Origin of the sequence: Flavobacterium supellecticarium (genome assembly GCF_004801375.1) — a bacterium.
GTDB classification, from domain to species: domain Bacteria; phylum Bacteroidota; class Bacteroidia; order Flavobacteriales; family Flavobacteriaceae; genus Flavobacterium; species Flavobacterium supellecticarium.
Genome location: NZ_SSNZ01000002.1, coordinates 438,147 through 457,875 on the forward strand (window position 1 = coordinate 438,147; position 19,729 = coordinate 457,875).

Genomic DNA, 19,729 nt, shown 5'->3' on the forward strand with positions numbered 1-19,729 from the left:
GTTTATATAAAAAATAAATTGTAATTTCGCACCCTCAAAAATTATTTATGACTTCTATCAGAAACATTGCGATTATCGCTCACGTTGACCACGGTAAGACAACTTTGGTTGACAAAATCATGTATCACTGTCAGTTATTCCGTGAAAACGAGAATACCGGAGACTTAATTCTTGACAACAACGATTTGGAACGTGAAAGAGGGATCACAATTACCTCTAAAAACGTATCGGTGACCTACAAAGGGACAAAGATTAACATTATCGATACTCCGGGCCACGCCGATTTTGGTGGAGAAGTAGAACGAGTATTAAACATGGCTGATGGTGTGTTGTTGTTGGTGGATGCCTTCGAAGGACCAATGCCGCAAACACGTTTCGTATTACAGAAAGCAATCGACTTAGGGTTAAAGCCATGTGTGGTTGTAAACAAAGTGGATAAAGAAAACTGTACTCCGGAAGAAGTTCATGAAAAAGTATTTGATTTAATGTTTGAATTAGGAGCAGAAGAATGGCAGTTGGATTTCCCAACGGTTTATGGTTCTGCTAAAAATAACTGGATGTCGACCGACTGGAAAAATCAGACGGAAAACATCGAGCCTTTATTGGATATGGTGTTGGAACACATTCCGGCTCCAAAAGTATCAGAAGGAACGCCGCAGATGTTGATCACTTCTTTGGATTTCTCAAGCTTTACCGGACGTATCGCTATCGGACGTTTACAAAGAGGAGAATTAAGAGAAGGAATGAACGTGTCTTTGGTAAAGCGTGATGGAAAAGTAATCAAATCTAAGATTAAAGAATTACACGTTTTTGAAGGAATCGGAAGACGTAAAATCGATCAGGTTGTAGCAGGTGATATTTGTGCGATCGTAGGATTGGAAGGATTTGAAATCGGAGATACTGTTGCTGATTTTGAAAATCCGGAAGCATTGGCAACTATCGCAATCGATGAGCCAACAATGAGTATGTTGTTTACGATTAACGATTCGCCATTCTTTGGTAAAGAAGGGAAATTTGTAACTTCCCGTCACATTAAAGACAGATTGACTAAAGAGTTAGAGAAAAACTTAGCATTACGTGTTAATGAAACCAATAGTGCTGATAAATTTTTGGTTTTCGGACGTGGTGTACTACACTTATCGGTATTAATCGAAACAATGCGTCGTGAAGGATACGAATTGCAAATCGGACAGCCACAGGTAATCATCAAAGAAATTGATGGTGTAAAATGTGAACCGGTTGAAGAATTAACAATCGACTTGCCGGAAAACCTTTCAGGAAGAGCGGTAGAATTCGTAACCTTACGTAAAGGAGAAATGTTGAGTATGGAGCCAAAAGGTGACCGTATGATCATTAAATTCTATATTCCATCACGAGGAATTATCGGATTGCGTAACCAATTGCTAACGGCTACGGCTGGTGAAGCAATTATGGCGCACCGATTCCTGGAATACCAACCGTTTAAAGGTGAAATCGCAGGACGTATCAATGGATCGTTAATTTCGATGGAAAACGGTAAAGCAATTCCATATTCAATCGATAAATTGCAGGATCGTGGTAAATTCTTCGTTGATCCAAACGAGGATATCTATGAAGGTCAGGTGATCGGTGAGAACTCTCGTGGTGATGATATGGTGGTAAACGTAACCAAAACGAAAAAATTAACCAACGTGCGTTCTTCCGGAGCAGATGATAAAGCCCGAATTATTCCGGCAATTAAATTCTCTTTAGAAGAAGCGTTAGAATACATCCAAAAAGATGAGTATGTAGAGGTAACACCAAAATCATTACGTCTTCGTAAGATCTATTTGAACGAAAATGATAGAAAACGATTTAAAATCGACTAATCATAAAAATATAAAACCGCTTTTAAAGCGGTTTTTTTATAGCTATAAAAAAGACCGGATTTCCGGTCTTTTTTGTATTTATTCCTGTTGTTTTAAACTGCGAATTTGTTTTAACTTATCTTTCCAGGTTTTTAATTCTTCTTTATGGCGATCAATGTTTTTGTTGATCTCTTTGATAAACGGATTGTCGGCCTTGGCATTGGAAATAAACTGAATGTTGTTTTCCAATTGGAAGATTTCGCCTTGAACTTCGTCAATCTTACGCATGATAAAGATTTGCTCGTTTTCCAGTTTTCGGGAGTCATCACTATCGGCCAATTGCTCCAAACGGTTGTTGAATTTCACCATTTCGGCTTCTTTTTTCGATAAGCTTAACTTGTCAAACAAAGCATCCAGTATTTTGTTGAATTTGCCTTCGATATGTCGACGGGCGTGTGGTACGCGTCCAAAGCCTTTCCAGTTCTCGATATGTAGTTTAATCGCATCAAGATCGGCTTTGTGTTCACCGCTCAACTGGAAATCTTTTAATTGCTCCAGATAGTCCTTTTTCTTTTCAAAGGCTTCGATTTCTTCCGAATTGGCTTCGTTGCGTTTGGCATGCAATCGGTCGAAATAATGATTACAAGCGTCTTTAAAGTCTTTCCAGATGCTGTCTGAGTATTTGCGCGGTACATGTCCGATCTTCTTCCATTCTTCCTGTATTTGCTTCATGATCGGGGTTGTAACATTAAAATCTTCGTTGTCTTTTAACGAATTGGCTTTTTCGACCAAAGCCAGTTTTTTATTCAGGTTATCCTGTTGGTCTTTTTTGATGTCTTTATAGAACGAGTTCTTCTGAGCGTTAAAATTGCGAACAGCATTTTTAAAAGCGGTCCAGGTGTCTTCGTTTACTTCCTGAGGCACTTTTCCGGTTTGGAAAAAAGCCGTTCGTAAAGCTTCGATTTTTTCAATCTGACCTTGCCATGCACTGTGAGCGGTAATAGTTTCGTTGGAAACAGCTTCAATTTGTGCGATGATTTCCTTTTTCTTAGCCAGATTTTCTTCTTCTTTTTCTTTGGCTTTGGCTACCAGTGCTTCCCGTTTGTCGTGTAACTGACGGGTTAGTTCGCTAAATTTATTCCATAATTCCTCACGGTGTTCGCGGGATACGGGGCCAATTTCTTCTTTCCAGATTTTATGTAGCGATTGTAATTCGCGGAAAGCTTTGGTTACATCGCTTTCGTTTACCAATTCTTCAACGCGTGCAATGATTTTTTGTTTTTGTTCCAGATTGTGTTTGAAATCCAAGTCACGTGCTTCACGATCCAAATGCAGGTGGTCGTAAAAACGCTCGATATGGAAATGGAAATTATTCCATACGTGGTTGTATTTGTCACGCGGGATCGGGCCGGCATTTTTCCAACGCTCACGCAATTCATTTACACTTTTTAGCGTATCCTGAATACTTTCTCCCGGGTTGTCGATCAGACTTTTCAGTTCTTCAATAATCGCCTGACGAACATCCAGATTGTGTTTCAGGTTGTTTTGAAGCTGTTTGAAGTGCTGATTTTTTAAGTCTTTATAGTGATTGTAAATAGAGTCGAATTTGTTTTTTAACGGATAGTGATAGTCAAAACCGGTCACATCAGCGTTATTTTCATGGCTGTATTCATCTCTTTTCTCATCGATAAAGTGATGGTATTTGTCCATAAAATCTTTTCTGATTTCCTCTACGTGGTTTCGGATGGATACCACCTTCTGATTGGCAACCAGTTTTTCAAGTTCGGCAACCAATTCCTCCATAGACATGGCTTCATAGTGAAGCATCGGGATATCATGACCTTCGGAAATGGCATCGTCTTCGCCTTCCTCGGCATTGGAATTCTCGATGGCTTCTATGGCAGATTGTTCTGCAGTTGGAACGGTTTCTTCGCCTTTAATTTGTTCCTGTCCGTCTGCCTCTGGCAGGTTATCATTCTTTTCTTCTAACATTGTTGAAATGCTTAAGTTTAACATTAATTGAGTGGAAAGATACTAAAAGCATACGGAAAAGGCAAAAGAAAAATGGGATAAAGTGCGTATTTTTTGCTGTAAACCGATAATTGATGTCAGTTTTTTTGCACTTTTGGAAGTGCTGTAATCAAAAGCAAAAAAATAAAGACGGTTAAAAAGCCGTCTTTATTTTTGTTTTTCTGTCCAGATCTCCCAGGCTTTTTCCGCCTGAAAAACGAGCATTTCGTAGCCATTTTTAATTTTGGCTCCATGAGATCGCGCTCGTTTTAAGAATTCGGTTTCTTCGGGATTATAAACCAGATCAAACGCAATGTGTTTGTCGGTAAAAAGGGAGTAATCCAGTTCCGGACAATCCTGTATATTCGGAAATGTGCCTAGTGGCGTGGTGTTGATAATGATTTGATATTCGTTAAAAAGAGTATCGTTCAGTTCGCTATACGAATATTCACATTCGGTGGCATTCCGTGAAACGAAGTCGTATTCAATTTTTAATTTCTGTAACGCGTAGGCTACGGCTTTACTGGCACCGCCTGTTCCCAGAATAAGGGCTTTTTGGTGGTGTTTTTTAAGCATCGGTTTTAAGGCTTTTTTAAAACCGTAAAAATCGGTGTTATAGCCTTTCGTTTCGCCTTTTTTGGTAATACGAATGGTATTTACGGCACCAATTACGGCTGCATTTTTAGAAAGTTTGCCTAAAAACGGAATTACAGCCTCTTTATACGGAATGGTAACGTTCATTCCTTTCAGGTTTTTAGTTTCGGAAAGGATAGTGGGAAATGCTTCGATAGTAGCGATATCAAAATTGACATAACTATGGTTGTTAAGTCCGAGGTTCTCGAATTTTTCGGTAAAATATTTTTTAGAAAATGAATAACTGATGTTTTTTCCGACTAAGCCGAATTTCCTTTTCTTAACTTTTTTCATAATAAAAAACGGTTAATTAAATGAATCAATTAACCGTAAAGATACTGGTAAAATATGGTATTTGGATGCGTCTTATTCGTTTAATTTCTGATACTTTTCGATCTGCGTACGAATCGCTTTCTGATTCCAGATTACCGGGAATAATTCTTCCAATAGTGTATGATTTTTAAAGTTTAATCGCAACCCGTTACTTAGGTGGACTTTTCCTTTTTCTTCGTCGTGAAGCATATAGTACAATCCGGCCAATCGGTATTCGATTTCGTATTCTTCCGGGAAAAACTCTGATGCCTGTAATAAGGTCTGTACGGCACTGTCGAATTCGCCTAAAAATTGCAGCAAATCAACCCAGAACAACCAGGTATCCAGTTGGTAATCGCCAAACTCTACGGCTTTACGGTAACCATATTCGGCTTCTTCAAAAAAGCTCAGCTGTTTGTTGATCGCGCCATAGCGTTTCCAATACAGTTTGTTTTCGTTGTCAATACCAATTGCTTTGTTAACATAGTACAGGGCTTTCTGGAAATTGCGCTGACGGATATAAAAATCGGTAATGGCAATCCAGGCTTTGTCCAATAATGGATCTTCGTGCACCGTTTTTAGATAAAACTGTAAGGCAACATCGGTTCTTCCAAGGCGTTCGTGGCATTTTCCGATGCGTAATAGGGCAAAAGACGTCGGATCGTCCAACTCCATCGTGATGTTGTAACAATTGATCGCTTCCTGGTATTTTTTTAGTTTTTCCAGTGCTTTTGCTTTTTCGAGATACGCACCTAAAAAACTTTCGTCAATCAGCGTAGCATAATCGAAAGCGCGAACCGCCTGTTCGTAGTTTTTTACCGTATAATACTGGCGACCTAATTGATGCCAGGCGACTTCGCTATACGGATTACGGTCGATAAAACTGTTTAAGAAAAGAATCGCATCGTCGTTCTGATCCAGAAAATCGAAACAATAGACTACGTTGTATAAAGCGGAATGATCTTCGGTGTCGTTTTCCAGACACTTGATAAAGTTTTCCTTGGCCAGTTCCAGATTGTCCATAAAAAGGTACTCCATACCGATAAGCGAATATACATCGGCATAATCGTCGGTATAGCGTAAGGCAATCTGTAAAAGTTCCACCGCTTTGTCGTGCTGATCTTTTTTGGAATAAATATTGGCTTTCTGAATATAGATTTCTTCGTTGGTTGGTTCGATAGCGTATAAATCATTTAATAATTTTTCGGCTATGTCCAGTTTGTCGTCAAAAACCAGAAGCTCCACCTGAACCAGTTTTAAACCGGTTGATTTAGGGTGTTGTTCCAGTCCCAGTTTCAGGGCTTTTTTGGCTAAATTGATTTTACCCGTATCGAGATAATGAAGAATGATATCTTCAAACTCTTCGGAGTCAAAGAAGAATACCTTGTTGGTTTTCAACATTGATTCGAACTTTGATAAGGATAAACTATTATCTTCTTCCTCGTGACTCAAATTCATACTCCAGTTGTTTAAAATTATCCTTATTAAAATTAGGAAAGGTTTGTTGTTTTTTCAGAAATCAGGATGATATGTTGTAAACAATTTAATTAACAATTCTTGTTTGTTTACAAGGGATTACATCTCGTTCATGACTTCATTCATAGCTTCAATAATAATGCCACATCCTTCTTCGATTTCTGCGTTGGAAAGCGTCAGGGGAGGCGTAATGCGTATCGCACGGCCTTCAAACAGTAACCAAAATAAAATCAATCCTTTTTCCTGACATTTAAAAATGACTTTATTGGTAATTTCAGGACTTTCTGTCATGGGTGCCAGCATTAAGCCTTCCCCACGGATTTCGGTGATCAACGGATGTACCAGTAATTTACGGAATAATTTTTCTTTTTCCAACGCCTGTTCCATTAAATCCGTTTCGACTAATTCCTGTAAGGTTGCCAGACACGCAGCTGCGATCACCGGATGACCTCCAAAAGTCGTAATATGTCCTAGTTTTGGATCGTGGCTTAAAAGATCCATATGCTTTTCGTTGGCTGTAAAAGCACCAACCGGCATGCCACCACCCATTCCTTTACCCATAACTACTATATCCGGAACGACATCGTAATTCTGGAAGCCGAATAATTTTCCGGTTCTTCCGAAACCGGGCTGGATTTCGTCTAAAATCATCATAGCACCCACTTCGTCGCAGCGTTGGCGTACCTTGGAAAGAAAGCCGTCAAACGGTTGAACAAAACCGGCACCGCCCTGAATGGTTTCCAGAATAATTCCGGCGGTTTTGGATGTTATTTTTTGTAAGTCTTCTTCGTTATTAAAGGTGATAAAATCCACATCAGGAATCAAAGGACGGAAGACCTGTTTGCGTTCTTCAAAACCCATTACGCTCATTGATCCCATAGTATTGCCGTGATAGGCATTGAAACAGGAAATCAGCTGACTTCTGCCGGTTACGCGGCGAGCTAATTTCAGTGCGCCTTCGGTGGCTTCCGTTCCGGAATTAACCAGGTAGGTTTTGTTTAGTTTAGCGGGCATATTTTCAGCCAACAATTTACAAAGAAGTACCGACGGATCCTGCGCATATTCGCCATATACCATTACATGGGCATATTTGTCCAGTTGGTCTTTAATAGCATTGGTGACGCGCGGATGCTGGTGGCCTAGAGTACAAGCCGAAACTCCGGCAACAAAATCGAGGTATTTTTTTCCTGTAGTATCGTAAATATAAGAACCTTTAGCATGCGAAACTTCCATGGCTAACGGGTGCGGGGAAGTTTGCGCCTGGTATTTATAGAAATCCTGAATCATTTTTTCTTGGTGTTTTTTGCTTTCGCTTTTTCTTTTTTTGGAGGCTTACCGTATTCTAGTGTTTCTTTTGTGGCTTCCATTGGTTTTTCATTTTCCAGATCTTTCGCGACGCTTTCCTTTAGAATTTTTGCTTCCAGCGCGAGTTCTTCCGGTGGAAAGATGTCGTCTTTGGATTTGATACGTTCGTCGCCACGCCAGACAAAACCACGTAGTTTTCGTGCGTTTTCCGGAAACTGATCGGGTGGATAACTGTCGCTTTTTGGGTCGACAAAAGCGGTCATGGTCTGAATTTTGTTGTCTTCCAGTTCAAGATGTATGCGACTGCTAACGCCTTTATCGATCATTTCCAGCTCGTTTTTGTCGTTATACATATAGTAGATTTTTTCGGTATTTTTGACCAAATCGACGGTGGAAAGTTTATTGTCTTTGAATTTACCGAATAAATCTTGTCCTTTTACTTGGTTAAAACCGGTTCCTAATGTATCTTTCTGTACGATAAAAGCATTGTTGAGTACTTTTAAAGAATCCAGTTTTTCAGTTTTATTATTACCGATAAGATGAATAACATCGCCGGTCATTTGGCTTTCGTTGTTCCAAAGTACCGGTTTTCCGATAAGTTGCGTTAAGCCTTTTTTCTGATCGGAATGAATCGAATCGCATTTTCCGCTCATATCGATTTTGTAGATACGGGCGTTGTTAAAACCACGGATAATCCGTTCCCCCTGTTTTCCGGTGACCAGTAATTTTTTGGCATGGATATACACCGAATCGTTTTCGACCAGACTGGAAAGTAAGGCCTTTTTGGTGATAAACATGGAGTCCTGTTTTTTATACACTTCGGCATAATGCCCGCGGACAATCATTTTGTTGATGGTGTCGGTGATTTTGACATTGTCTGTGGCGGAGGAAAAATCCCGCTTCCGATCGTAAAATATCTTATCGCCTTTAATAAGCCTGTTATCGTATTTAATCGTGGAATTTTTGGTTAGTGTTGCCAGATCCTTTTTGGTGTCATAAAACCCTCTTTCGGTGTAAATCACATTGTCTTTACTCGTAATTGTAGACGGACCGAAAACATAGGCATGCCCGGAATTGTCGTAAAAATCCAGGTGATTGGATTTGATCACGCACTGTGGATTGGTTACGGTTACCGCGGTAAGGAACTGGTATTTTTTTTCGTTCAGATAATAACGTCCGGATTTGCTTTTTAGCGTATTGTCTTTGTTGATAATGGTACCGTAGGAATTGTAGTAAGCCTGTTGAATATTCCGATCAAAATTTAACGTATCGGTGGTTAAGGTCGATTCGGGTGAACGCAAGACAACCTCGCCGGAGGCATAGGCGAACTTTTCATTGCCGTTGTATTCGGCATAACGGCTGTTCATGAAAATGCTATCCCCTTGATTCATAATTACATTACCAAAGGCCTTGGCATAATTTTCTTTTTCGAAAAAGTACAGTTTATTGCAGTTGATCAATACGCCATCATGTTCGATCTGGACATTACCGGTAAGAATAGAAGCTCCCGGGATTTCATTTTGATTGCTGTCGGTGAAATCCGTATGAATGATCTGGATTGTTTTTTTTGGTTGTGCCACTGCCGAAGTAGTACACCAAATACTGAAACTTATAAGAAAAAGAAAGAATTGCTTCAAAGTCTGAAATTTTGTGCCAAATTTAAGTAAAATCTACGAACGGGATTTTTAATTAAGAATAATTTATTAAATAATTAAAATAGTCAAAAAATAAAAAAAACGCCTCCGTTTGGAAGCGTTTTCAGATTATTTCAGAATCGTTTGTGTTCTGTCGGGACCAACCGAAATCACTTTGATTGGTACTTCGACTTCATTTTCGATAAATTCGATATATTCTTTTAATTCGGCCGGAAGTTGTTCGTAAGTGGTCATTCCGGTTAGGTCGGCTTTCCATCCTTTTTTCTCTACATAAACCGGAGTTACGTTTTCCGGTTCGATGTTATAGGGTAAATGGTTGATGGTTTCGCCTTTGTAAGTGTAACCGGTGCATACTTTTAAGGTATCGAAACCGGAAAGTACGTCGCCTTTCATCATATACAATTGTGTAACACCATTCACCTGAATTGCATATTTCAAGGCTACAAGATCCAACCATCCGCAACGGCGGGCTCTTCCGGTAACCGATCCGAATTCGTTTCCAACGCGTGCCATTGTTTGTCCGATCTCATCGTGAAGTTCGGTTGGAAATGGTCCGCTTCCTACACGGGTTGTATAGGCTTTAAAAATACCGAAAACATCTTTTACCTTGTTCGGAGCGATACCCAAACCGGTACAAGCTCCGGCAGCTGTGGTGTTGGAAGACGTTACAAACGGATAGGTTCCGAAATCGATATCAAGAAGGGAACCCTGAGCACCTTCCGCAAGGATCGATTTTCCATTTTTCATCGCTTGATTTAAGAATGCTTCGCTATCGATAAACGTAAGTGTTTTTAGAACTTCGATGGCAGCAAAAAACTCATCTTCCAGTTCTTTCAGGTTGTATTGCATGTCTACGTCATAAAACGAGATCATGGCCTCGTGTTTGTCGGCCAAAGTGCGGTAGCGTTCTTTGAAATCGGCAAGTTCGATATCACCTACACGCAAACCGTTTCTTCCGGTTTTGTCCATGTAGGTTGGTCCGATTCCTTTAAGGGTAGATCCGATTTTGGCTTTCCCTTTGGAAGCTTCCGAAGCAGCGTCCAATAAACGGTGTGTTGGTAAAATCAAATGTGCTTTTCTGGAAATAAGCAAACGGGATTTGATATCCATGTTAAATTTTTCCAGGCCTTCCAGTTCTTTCTGGAAAACCACCGGGTCGATCACGACACCGTTTCCAATGATATTAACGGAGTTTTTGTGGAAAATACCGGAAGGAATGGTTCGCAGTACGTGTTTGATTCCATCAAATTCTAAAGTGTGTCCGGCGTTTGGTCCGCCTTGAAAACGAGCAATAATGTCGTATTTTGAAGTGAGTACGTCAACGATTTTTCCTTTTCCTTCGTCTCCCCACTGTAATCCTAGTAGCAAATCTACGGTCATTCTGTTGTTGTTTGTTGTTTTGTGTTTATATAGTTATTTGTCGTATGCGTAGTTGTTAATTGTCTTTGTGTTGTTTTTTTTGTCCGTATAGGTATAATGAATGGTTGTGAATTTCGATATCGAAAATTTCCTCAATCGTTTTTTTAATAGTCTGTATTCTCGGATCGCAAAATTCGATCACTTCGCCGGTATCGGTCATGATAATGTGATCGTGTTGTTTGTCAAAATAAGACTTTTCATAATGTGCCTGATTTTGTCCAAACTGATGTCTTCTAACCAAACCGCATTCCAATAATAATTCTATCGTGTTGTAAAGCGTTGCACGGCTCACACGATAGTTTTTGTTTTTCATTTTGATATATAGGGATTCGATGTCGAAATGCTCAGAGCTATCGTAAATCTCCTGAAGAATTGCATAACGTTCCGGTGTTTTACGGTGGCCTTTTTCTTCCAGATATTTAGTGAATACACTTTTTACAATTTCTTGATTCTTATTATTTTCCATAGTAGGTTTGGTATGAAATACCCGCAAAGATAAGCTTTATTTTTTGGAGTGTAAAGTTTTCATCTGCTAATGTTCCGGAATCGGAAAATTTTAGTTTTTTATTAACGAAAAGCGGTAACTTCTTAAAAACAAATAAGTACTTAACAGGAATTAAGTACTTATTTGAAGTATAAATAAAAAGCTTTTTTAGTTTTTATGAACTCGGGTAACTTTGTCGATACCGTCAATTTTTTTGATGTTGTCGATCAGTTTTTTCAGGATCGTATTGTTTTGAACGATCACGGTTACCTGCCCGTTAAAAATTCCGGCTTCTCCACTAAGAGCGATGCTCTGAATGTTTACGTGCATCTGATTGGAAATAACCTTGGTTAGCTCGTTGGTTAAACCTAAGGTGTCCATTCCGGTGATTTTAAGGATGGCTTTAAATTCTTCCTGAGACGAATCAATCCATTTGGCCGGAATGATCCGGTAGGCATAATTTGACTGTAGACTAATGGCATTCGGACAGTCTTTACGGTGTACTTTAATCCCTTCGTTGATCGTGATAAACCCGAAAACATCATCACCCGGAATCGGATTACAGCAACTGGATAGTTTGTAATCCAGTTTTTCCTGTTCTTTACCGAAAACGAGTAAGTCATAATTTTTTATAATCTCATTACGGTGGAGCTGTTCCGGCGTGACATTAGGGGAACGCTTGATCTTGTTCTTAAAGAAGTTGATCAATGTATTGTTTTTCTGCGCGGCAAAATCTTTTAATTGTTGGTTATCGATCAGACCGGCTCCGACACGGTAAAACAAATCCAGACTGGTTTGCAGTTTGAAATAGTTGACCAATTCGTTAACGGTTGTTTCGTTAAGCGTAATTTTTAAATGTTTTAATTTACGGGTTAACAACTCTTTACCATCTTCGGCAATTTTTTTGGTACTTTCGTTAAGCACGCTTTTGATTTTATTGCGTGCACGGGATGTAGTTACATAATCCAGCCAGCTTGCCGTAGGCTTTTGATTTTGTGAGGTGATGATTTCAACCTGATCACCGCTATTCAGGACATGATTAAGCGGTACGAGTTTTCCGTTAACGCGCGTTCCGCGGGTATGCATTCCGATTTCGGAGTGAATACTAAAAGCGAAATCCAGCGAAGTGGCACCTTTTGGAAGTGATTTGATTTCACCTTTTGGCGTAAACACATAGATTTCTTTGGAATATAGGTTTAATTTGAAATCCTCTACAAAATCCACGGCATTGGTTTCGGCATTTTCCAAGGCTTCGCGTAATTGGTTTAGCCACACATCAAGACCATTTTCTTCTGTAGCACCTTGTTTGTATTTGTAGTGAGCGGCATATCCTTTTTCGGCAATTTCATCCATACGTTCGCTACGCACCTGAATTTCCACCCAACGTCCTTTAGGTCCCATAACGGTAATGTGCAGGGCTTCATAACCGGTTGATTTCGGCGATGAAATCCAGTCGCGCAAACGGCTCGGACTCGGACGGTAGTGATCGGTTACGATCGAATAGATTTTCCAGGCCAGGAATTTTTCTTCCTGAGGTTTGGATTTATAGATAATCCGCAGGGCGAATTTGTCGTAAACTTCATCAAAGGTCACCCCTTGTACCAGCATTTTACGTCGGATGGAATAGATCGATTTAGGGCGTCCTTTCATCGTATACTCAATACCTTCTTCGTCCAGGGAATTTTTGAGTACATCGGAAATGGATTTAATGTAAGCTTCCTGTTCTTCTTTGGTTTCTTTCATTTTGCTTACAATATCCTGGTATACATCCGGTTCGGTATATTTTAGTCCAAGATCCTCCAGTTGTGTTTTGATATTGTACAATCCTAAACGATGCGCCAGCGGAGCATAAATATAGAGGGTTTCCGAGGCGATTTTAGCCTGCTTGTAGTCAGCCATGCTTTCCATGGTCTGCATATTGTGTAAACGGTCTGCAATTTTGATTAAAATTACACGCACGTCGTCATTTAATGTTAATAACATTTTACGGAAATTCTCGGCTTGCATCGAGATTTCCTGATCGGTTTTTACCTTGGCTATTTTGGTTAACCCATCGACAATTTGCGCGATTTTAGGATTGAACATTTTTTCGATGTCTTCAATCGTGATATCGGTATCTTCGACTACATCGTGCATTAGTGCTGCGGCAATGGAAGTAGCGCCAAGTCCGATTTCGGAGGCGACAATTTTAGCCACGGCAATAGGATGGAAGATATAGGCTTCTCCGGATTTACGACGTTGATCTTTGTGTGCATCGACAGCAACATCAAAAGCTTTACGGATCAGTTTTTTATCTTCTTCGGTAAGGGTTTGGTAACTAATGCGAAGTAGTTCTTTGTATTCTCGCGCAATTGCTTTGTTTTCTTGTTCTAAATCAATCTCAGTCATAACAATTCATTCAATTCCTAAATTTAGTGTAAAGAAATAACTTTTGCAAGTGCAGCACCTCGAATCGCTACTAAATAATGTTAAAATTTGAGCCATAAAAAAAACGCTCTATAGAGCGTTTTGAGAATTTATTTGATACGATTGAAATCCAGATCCTGGAAATCATAACTAAAATCCGTTAATGGTGAAATGGCATCCATTTTAATATTCTGTAAGTTGCCGTCATTATCATAGGTCAGGTACATAAAAGCATCGGCATTAAAATAACGGTTAAACCATTTTACGGCGTAGATGTTGTCTTTATAAAAGAATATTTCTCCGGATAACTGCGGCGACCGTTTGGAAATAAAATGCAGTTTTTTTCCTTTTGCTACAATGGACACTTCGCCCAGCCAGTTGTCTTTAAAAACACCGGTCAGCTTGTCGTAATTGTGTTTGAACTTGCGATTCCTCAAATTCGAAGCGACAGTTTCCCATACTTCCTTGGTTACTTTATCGGCTTCGGCTTCCCGTGATATTTTTTGATGGCTGTATTTGGATACATAATCAGTATACGGGATATTCAGATAACTATCTTTTATGGTATTGGTGATGGCATTAAAAGCGGCACCCGACTGTTGGTTGGTAAAAACAATAATACCCAGTTCCAGTTCCGGAAGCAGGGTTACCTGTGTCACAATACCTTCCAGTCCGCCGGTATGCGATACCTGTAGTTTTCCTTTCACATCGTTTAACTGCCATCCGAGACCGTAGGCTGTAAATAATGTATAATAAGGAGGCGTGGTGCTGTTTGGTAAAATGGTCTGTGGTGTCCACATTTCGTCGTGTTGCTGTTCGCTAAACAATTGTTTTTCCTTGTTTGGACCATACTTTCCCTGTTGTAACTGTACCAAAGCCCATTTACTCATGTCGTTAACACTGGAGTAAATGCCTCCGGCAGCATCGAGAATGGTACTTTTATATCGTTTGATAACCTGTAGTTTACCGTCTATAGGGACATGCGGAACGATGGTGTTGGTCGTGTCTTTTAAACGCGACCAGGTACCTACACTATTATTCATTTCCAGCGGTTTCATAATACGTTGTTCGATAAAGGCTGCCCAACTTTGTCCGCTGACTTTTTCGATCACTTCTCCGGCAATTACATAAAGCAGGTTGTCATAATCGTATTTGGTTCGGAACCCGGAAACCGGTTTGAGATACTGAATGTTTTTTACAATATCCTTGGCGGTAAAATCATGACCGTCCGGCCAGATCATTAAATCGCCGGCACCAAGACCCAATCCGCTACGGTGTGTTAGTAAATCCAGAATGGTAAATTCGTTGGTAACATAGTCGTTATACATCCGGAATTCCGGGATATACTTTTTGACCTTATCATTCCAGTCAAGTTTGTGCTCGTCCACGAGTATGGCCAATGCGGCTGTGGTAAAAGCTTTACTATTGGAAGCAATTCCGAATAACGTATTTTCGTCTACTTTTTCTTTTGTTTTGATCGATTTTACTCCATAACCTTTGGAATGAATCACTTTTCCGTTTTTAACAACGGCAACAGCAATTCCCGGAACGTCAAAAGTCGTCAGAGTTTTTTCCACCAGTTCGTCTATTTCGGGCGAACTGATCTGGGCATAAATTGAAAAACTGGATAAGAATAAAAAGAAAAACTTTTTCATAATCATGCAATAATTAATTTGGGTTATGGGAGTCGTTGTCTTTTGGCTTCAAAGATTAGAATTGCAGCGGCAACGGAAACATTCATGGAATCGATTTCCCCTTCCATAGGGATGATAATATTTTGCTTACTGGCGGTACGCCATGCCTTAGTAAGTCCGGTGGCTTCTGTACCTACTACAAGCGCAGTGGCACCGGTATAGTCTTGTGTATGATAGTGTGTCGAATCTTGTAATGTCGCACAGTAAATAGCGATCCCCTGATCTTTAAGATAGGCGATAACGTCTTCGGTCGATCCGGTTGCTATAGGTCTGGTAAAAAGACAGCCCACGCTGGAACGGATGATGTTTGGATTGTAAAGGTCGCTTTTGGGATTGGCAATAATAACGGCATCCAGATTGGCCGCATCGGCAGTTCGTAATAAAGCACCAATATTTCCGGGTTTTTCCGGAGCTTCGGCTACCAGAATAAGTGGATTTTTCCGTAGTTTTAAATCGGATAACAACAAGGATTTCGATTCGGCTATGGCCAGAATACCTTCCGTCGTATCACGGTAGGCCAGTTTTTGGTAGACTTCTTTACTGATTTCGATAATTTCAGTATCTGATGTCGTTATTTGATTAACAGCTGAAAGTGAAATTATTTCCGGAGAAAATAAAACAGTAATAAGTCGGTAACCACCTTTTTGTGCCAGCATTATTTCCCGCTGACCTTCAATAAGGAAAGTGCCGGATTGTTTCCGGTTTTTGGCTTTGTCCTGTAACTGGAGCAACGATTTAATAAAAGGATTCTGTACACTACTAATCTGCTTCATTGTTGTAAAATGATGTATGCGTTATTTTTTACGGGTAAAAATAAACTTAAATTTATAAATATAACAAGGATAGCCGGAGGAATAACAGCTGTCCTTACTATTTTTATTTTTTTAGAATAATCGATATCCTAAGATAAATGAAGTGGTATTGTATTTACTGTCGTATTGTGTTTGGGTATTAACAAGGCTACGGTTTGTTGCATAACGCAATTCAAAACTGAAACGCTCTAAGAAACGGAAACCGGCACCGATACCAAAATTATAAACAGGATCTACATTGACTTCTGTAGGTTGCTTGTAAACGGTGTAAACAAGTTTGGAACCCAAATCAATATTATAGCTAAAGATACCGTTGATAAATAAAGCGGATTTGTCGTTTAAGTGCATATAGTAACGAACACCAACCGGAATATCAAGCGATTTATAATCAAGCGAATGTGTGTAACCATCCTGAATGATTTCTGATTTGTAAGACTGGAAACTTGGTTCCAGAATCAGACTCCATTTGTTTCCGTATAACGGTAAAATATACTCTAATTCGGCACCAATTCGGAATGTCATTTTGTTACCAAAATCAACATACGGTTCGCCAAAGTTTTTAGAATTACTGTCAAAAGAAGCTGAAGTCGTGTTTAAGCCGATTCGCGCACTAAGGTGTAAAGCGCTTTTTCGAACAATCTCCTGTTTAAAAGCAGTAGCGGTTCCGGATGGATTTTTACACGTATTGTATTTTTCAAAAAGGGCAATCAGGTCGTTATCACGGTAACGAGTGGCACGCAGCAAATCACGGGTGATGGCTTCACATTTTAAATTGGTATAGAGTTGGTTTTTATATTCCTCATTGGCTCTGATTTCAGTACCTTCAAGATACGATTTGAAAATAAGCGGTTCAATTTCGGAGCCATTATGCGAATAGAAAAACTTATACGAATTTTCATCTTCAAATAAATAAAGAGAAGCATCCCCCTGAACTAAAACTCTTAGGAATTGTCCTTCTTCATTAAAAACAGGTTCCGGACTTTTACTTAAAGAATTTTGTTTTTCGGACGAACGATCCAGTTTGATCCAGGCACTGATAAATTTAACTTTTTGATTGATAAACCCAAATTCTTTAGTATTGGACCAATTGGCAGTTTCCACCACGCCGTTTTGGTCTCGTTTGTATTCGATTTCTTTAGGATTGTTACGCCAGTCAAGATTTTTAATCCAGCAGCTCATCCGTTCATTGCCGTTTTTAATAATGTATCCTTCTTCAAATTTGATTTGCGCCTGGACGGAAAGGGAGGTAATAAGTAATAAGGCAAATAGTAAAATTTTTCTCATGATTTTGTTTAAATGTTTGTTTGAATGTTAAATTAAAGTATTCCTCTTGATTTAATTTCTAAATATTTATTGATAGTGTCGAGTGTTAAGTGTTCCGGTTGGGTTAATACGGAATAGATACCGTATTTTTTAAGTTCGTTTACAATCAGGCGTTTTTCAAAGGCAAATTTTTCGGCGATAGTCTGGTCGTATACATCCTGTACGGTGGTTATTTTTTTATCGATCAGTTGGTTGAGTTCGGTGTTGTTAAAAAAGATCACAACCAGTAAATGGTTTTTGGCAATACCTTTTAAATACGGAAGCTGTCTGTAAAGTCCGTCGAGTGTCTCAAAATTGGTATACAAAAGAATAAGACTACGTTGATTGATATTCTTTTTGACATCGACATACAACCGACCGAAGTCACTTTCGAAAAAATCCGTTCGGATATTATAAAGGGCTTCCATGATGAGGTGCATCTGCGATTGACGTCGTTCGGCCACCACGCGGTTTTCAATTTTTTTGGAAAATGTCATCATACCGGCTTTGTCCTGTTTTTTTAGAATTACATTCGATAAGGCGAGTGAAGCATTAATCGAATAATCCAGCAGACTTAATCCGTTAAAAGGCATTTTCATCGTACGCCCTTTATCGATGATCATATAGACATTCTGTGATTTTTCGTCCTGATATTGGTTGACCATCAGCTGATTCCTTTTGGCTGTGGCCTTCCAGTTTAGCGTACGAATATCGTCGCCCGGCACATATTCTTTGATTTGTTCAAATTCCATCGTATGACCGATCCGTCTTATTTTTTTTACCCCATATTGAAACAGGTTATTCGAAAAAGCCATCAAATCGTATTTGCGCAACTGTATAAACGACGGATAGGTGGGAAGGGTTTGATTGTGATCAAAAGTAAAACGTCTGGCGACAAGACGTAATGGTGAGGCAACATAGACATTCAGATTGCCAAAGGAATATTCGCCCCGTTCGGTTGGACGGAGGAAATATTGGAAATGGTCTTTTTCGTGTCGGTTAAGCTTACGGTTCACTTCGAAATTACGTACCTGAAACTGGAATGGAATTTCATCGATAATCTTTAGCCAGATATCAAAAGAATACACGCTTTTTAGTTTTACCGTAACGGGATTTTCATCGCCATTGGATAATTTTTCCGGCAGCACGCGCGAGGCTTTTATCCCTTCTTTTGCGGTGAAAAGCAATAGGATGTCAATGCCCGTAAAGGCGAGTAACAACCAGAACAACAACCAGCTCACGCGATAGAGTTCCTCGAAAAAATAGGCCAGCACAAAGCTTACTATAATCCCGAGTAGGCTATAGAAAAAGAAGTTGTTGAGGTATAGTTTTTTAAAAAAGTTCAAAGCTATAGTGATAAAAAATGAACAGTAACGACCTATCTTGGGATTTCAACCGTGTCGACGATCTGTTTGATGATTTCCGCACTGGTGATGCCTTCCATTTCGCGCTCCGGACTCACCACCACACGGTGTTGTAATACCGGTATTGCGGCTTCTTTGATATCTTCCGGACTTACGAAATCGCGTCCGCGTAAAGCTGCAAATGCTTTGGATGCGTTTAGAATGGCGATCGAGGCCCTTGGTGAAGCGCCCAAATAGAGGAATGCATTTTCACGGGAATTCAACACGATTTTGGCAATATATTCAATCAGATTCGGTTCAATACGGATTTGTTTGATCAGACTTTGATAGTTTAGAATATCGCTTTGCGTAATGATTTGCTGAATTGATTCTAATTTGTTTCGGTCTTGTAAGGCATTTTCACGCTGAATAATCGCGATTTCCTCTTCCAGATTCGGATAGTTGATGTTGATCTTAAAAAGGAAACGATCGAGTTGTGCTTCCGGTAAGCGATACGTACCTTCCTGTTCGATTGGATTTTGAGTCGCGATTACCAGAAAAGGGGTGTCTAACAGATAGGTTTTACCGTCAATAGTGATTTGGCGTTCTTCCATCACCTCAAAAAGTGCCGCCTGTGTTTTGGCCGGGGCGCGGTTGATTTCATCGATTAATATAAAATTGGAAAAAATAGGCCCTTTTTTAAACTCAAAAGCCGATTTGGATAAATCGAAAACGGAAGTTCCCAGAATATCCGAAGGCATCAAATCGGGTGTAAACTGAATTCGGTTAAACTGCAAAGCCAGTGTTTTCGAAAGGAGTTTGGCGGTAATGGTTTTGGCAACACCGGGAACACCTTCCAGTAATACGTGACCGTTGGAAAGAATGGCCGCCAAAAGCTGATCAATCATTTTTTCCTGACCTACGATAACGGTTGCCAGTTCCTGTTTGATTCGGGTTACACTTTCTAAAAGTGCCGAAAGATCCAGTCGGGTTTCAAAATTTACATTTTCGGTTTGTGTTTGCTCGGTTGGGGTATTTTCAAAAGTATCCAT

The 19,729-nt window shown here is 39.7% G+C and carries 14 protein-coding genes; 1 reads left to right on the plus strand and 13 read right to left on the minus strand.

What is annotated here, in order from left to right; all coding sequences use genetic code 11:
* Positions 1 to 47 precede the first annotated feature (47 nt).
* Positions 48 to 1,847: a translational GTPase TypA gene (gene typA / locus E6C50_RS06605; protein WP_136402412.1), complete on the plus strand. Its 1,800-nt coding sequence runs from the start codon at positions 48 to 50 to the stop codon at positions 1,845 to 1,847.
* 78 nt (positions 1,848 to 1,925) lie between these two features.
* Here the strand turns inward: typA and E6C50_RS06610 are convergent, their stop codons facing one another.
* From E6C50_RS06610 to E6C50_RS06670, 13 genes are all read right to left on the minus strand, one after another.
* The gene (locus E6C50_RS06610) at positions 1,926 to 3,818 is read right to left on the minus strand and encodes a DUF349 domain-containing protein (RefSeq protein ID WP_136402413.1); all 1,893 of its coding nucleotides are present in this window, start codon (positions 3,816 to 3,818) and stop codon (positions 1,926 to 1,928) included.
* 186 nt (positions 3,819 to 4,004) lie between these two features.
* A complete protein-coding gene (locus E6C50_RS06615) occupies positions 4,005 to 4,763 on the minus strand; it encodes a shikimate dehydrogenase family protein (RefSeq protein ID WP_136402414.1) in 759 nt (252 codons plus the stop codon).
* Positions 4,764 to 4,835: 72 nt separating this feature from the next.
* Entirely contained in the window at positions 4,836 to 6,239 is a 1,404-nt protein-coding gene (locus E6C50_RS06620; protein ID WP_136402415.1) for a tetratricopeptide repeat protein, read from the minus strand.
* A gap of 117 nt (positions 6,240 to 6,356) precedes the next feature.
* Entirely contained in the window at positions 6,357 to 7,544 is a 1,188-nt protein-coding gene (locus E6C50_RS06625; RefSeq protein ID WP_136402416.1) for an aspartate aminotransferase family protein, read from the minus strand.
* A complete protein-coding gene (locus tag E6C50_RS06630) occupies positions 7,541 to 9,142 on the minus strand; it encodes an OstA-like protein (protein WP_230978969.1) in 1,602 nt (533 codons plus the stop codon). The genes E6C50_RS06625 and E6C50_RS06630 overlap by 4 nt, the downstream gene beginning before the upstream one ends.
* A 183-nt stretch (positions 9,143 to 9,325) precedes the next feature.
* Positions 9,326 to 10,597, minus strand: a complete 1,272-nt coding sequence (locus E6C50_RS06635; RefSeq protein ID WP_136402418.1) for an adenylosuccinate synthase — start codon at positions 10,595 to 10,597, stop codon at positions 9,326 to 9,328.
* Between the two features lie 55 nt (positions 10,598 to 10,652).
* Complete coding sequence (locus E6C50_RS06640; protein ID WP_136402419.1) at positions 10,653 to 11,102, minus strand: Fur family transcriptional regulator; 450 nt, start codon at positions 11,100 to 11,102, stop codon at positions 10,653 to 10,655.
* Between the two features lie 186 nt (positions 11,103 to 11,288).
* Positions 11,289 to 13,508, minus strand: a complete 2,220-nt coding sequence (locus tag E6C50_RS06645; protein WP_136402420.1) for a RelA/SpoT family protein — start codon at positions 13,506 to 13,508, stop codon at positions 11,289 to 11,291.
* A gap of 128 nt (positions 13,509 to 13,636) precedes the next feature.
* The gene (locus E6C50_RS06650; RefSeq protein WP_136402421.1) at positions 13,637 to 15,181 is read right to left on the minus strand and encodes a serine hydrolase; all 1,545 of its coding nucleotides are present in this window, start codon (positions 15,179 to 15,181) and stop codon (positions 13,637 to 13,639) included.
* Between the two features lie 23 nt (positions 15,182 to 15,204).
* A complete protein-coding gene (locus tag E6C50_RS06655; protein WP_136402422.1) occupies positions 15,205 to 15,993 on the minus strand; it encodes a TrmH family RNA methyltransferase in 789 nt (262 codons plus the stop codon).
* A 111-nt stretch (positions 15,994 to 16,104) separates the two neighbouring features.
* Positions 16,105 to 17,316: an outer membrane beta-barrel protein gene (locus E6C50_RS06660; protein ID WP_136402423.1), complete on the minus strand. Its 1,212-nt coding sequence runs from the start codon at positions 17,314 to 17,316 to the stop codon at positions 16,105 to 16,107.
* A 32-nt stretch (positions 17,317 to 17,348) separates the two neighbouring features.
* Positions 17,349 to 18,680 carry a DUF58 domain-containing protein gene (locus E6C50_RS06665; RefSeq protein WP_136402424.1) on the minus strand — a complete coding sequence of 444 codons (1,332 nt, stop codon included), beginning with the start codon at positions 18,678 to 18,680 and terminating at the stop codon, positions 17,349 to 17,351.
* Positions 18,681 to 18,712: 32 nt separating this feature from the next.
* Entirely contained in the window at positions 18,713 to 19,729 is a 1,017-nt protein-coding gene (locus tag E6C50_RS06670) for an AAA family ATPase (RefSeq protein WP_136402425.1), read from the minus strand.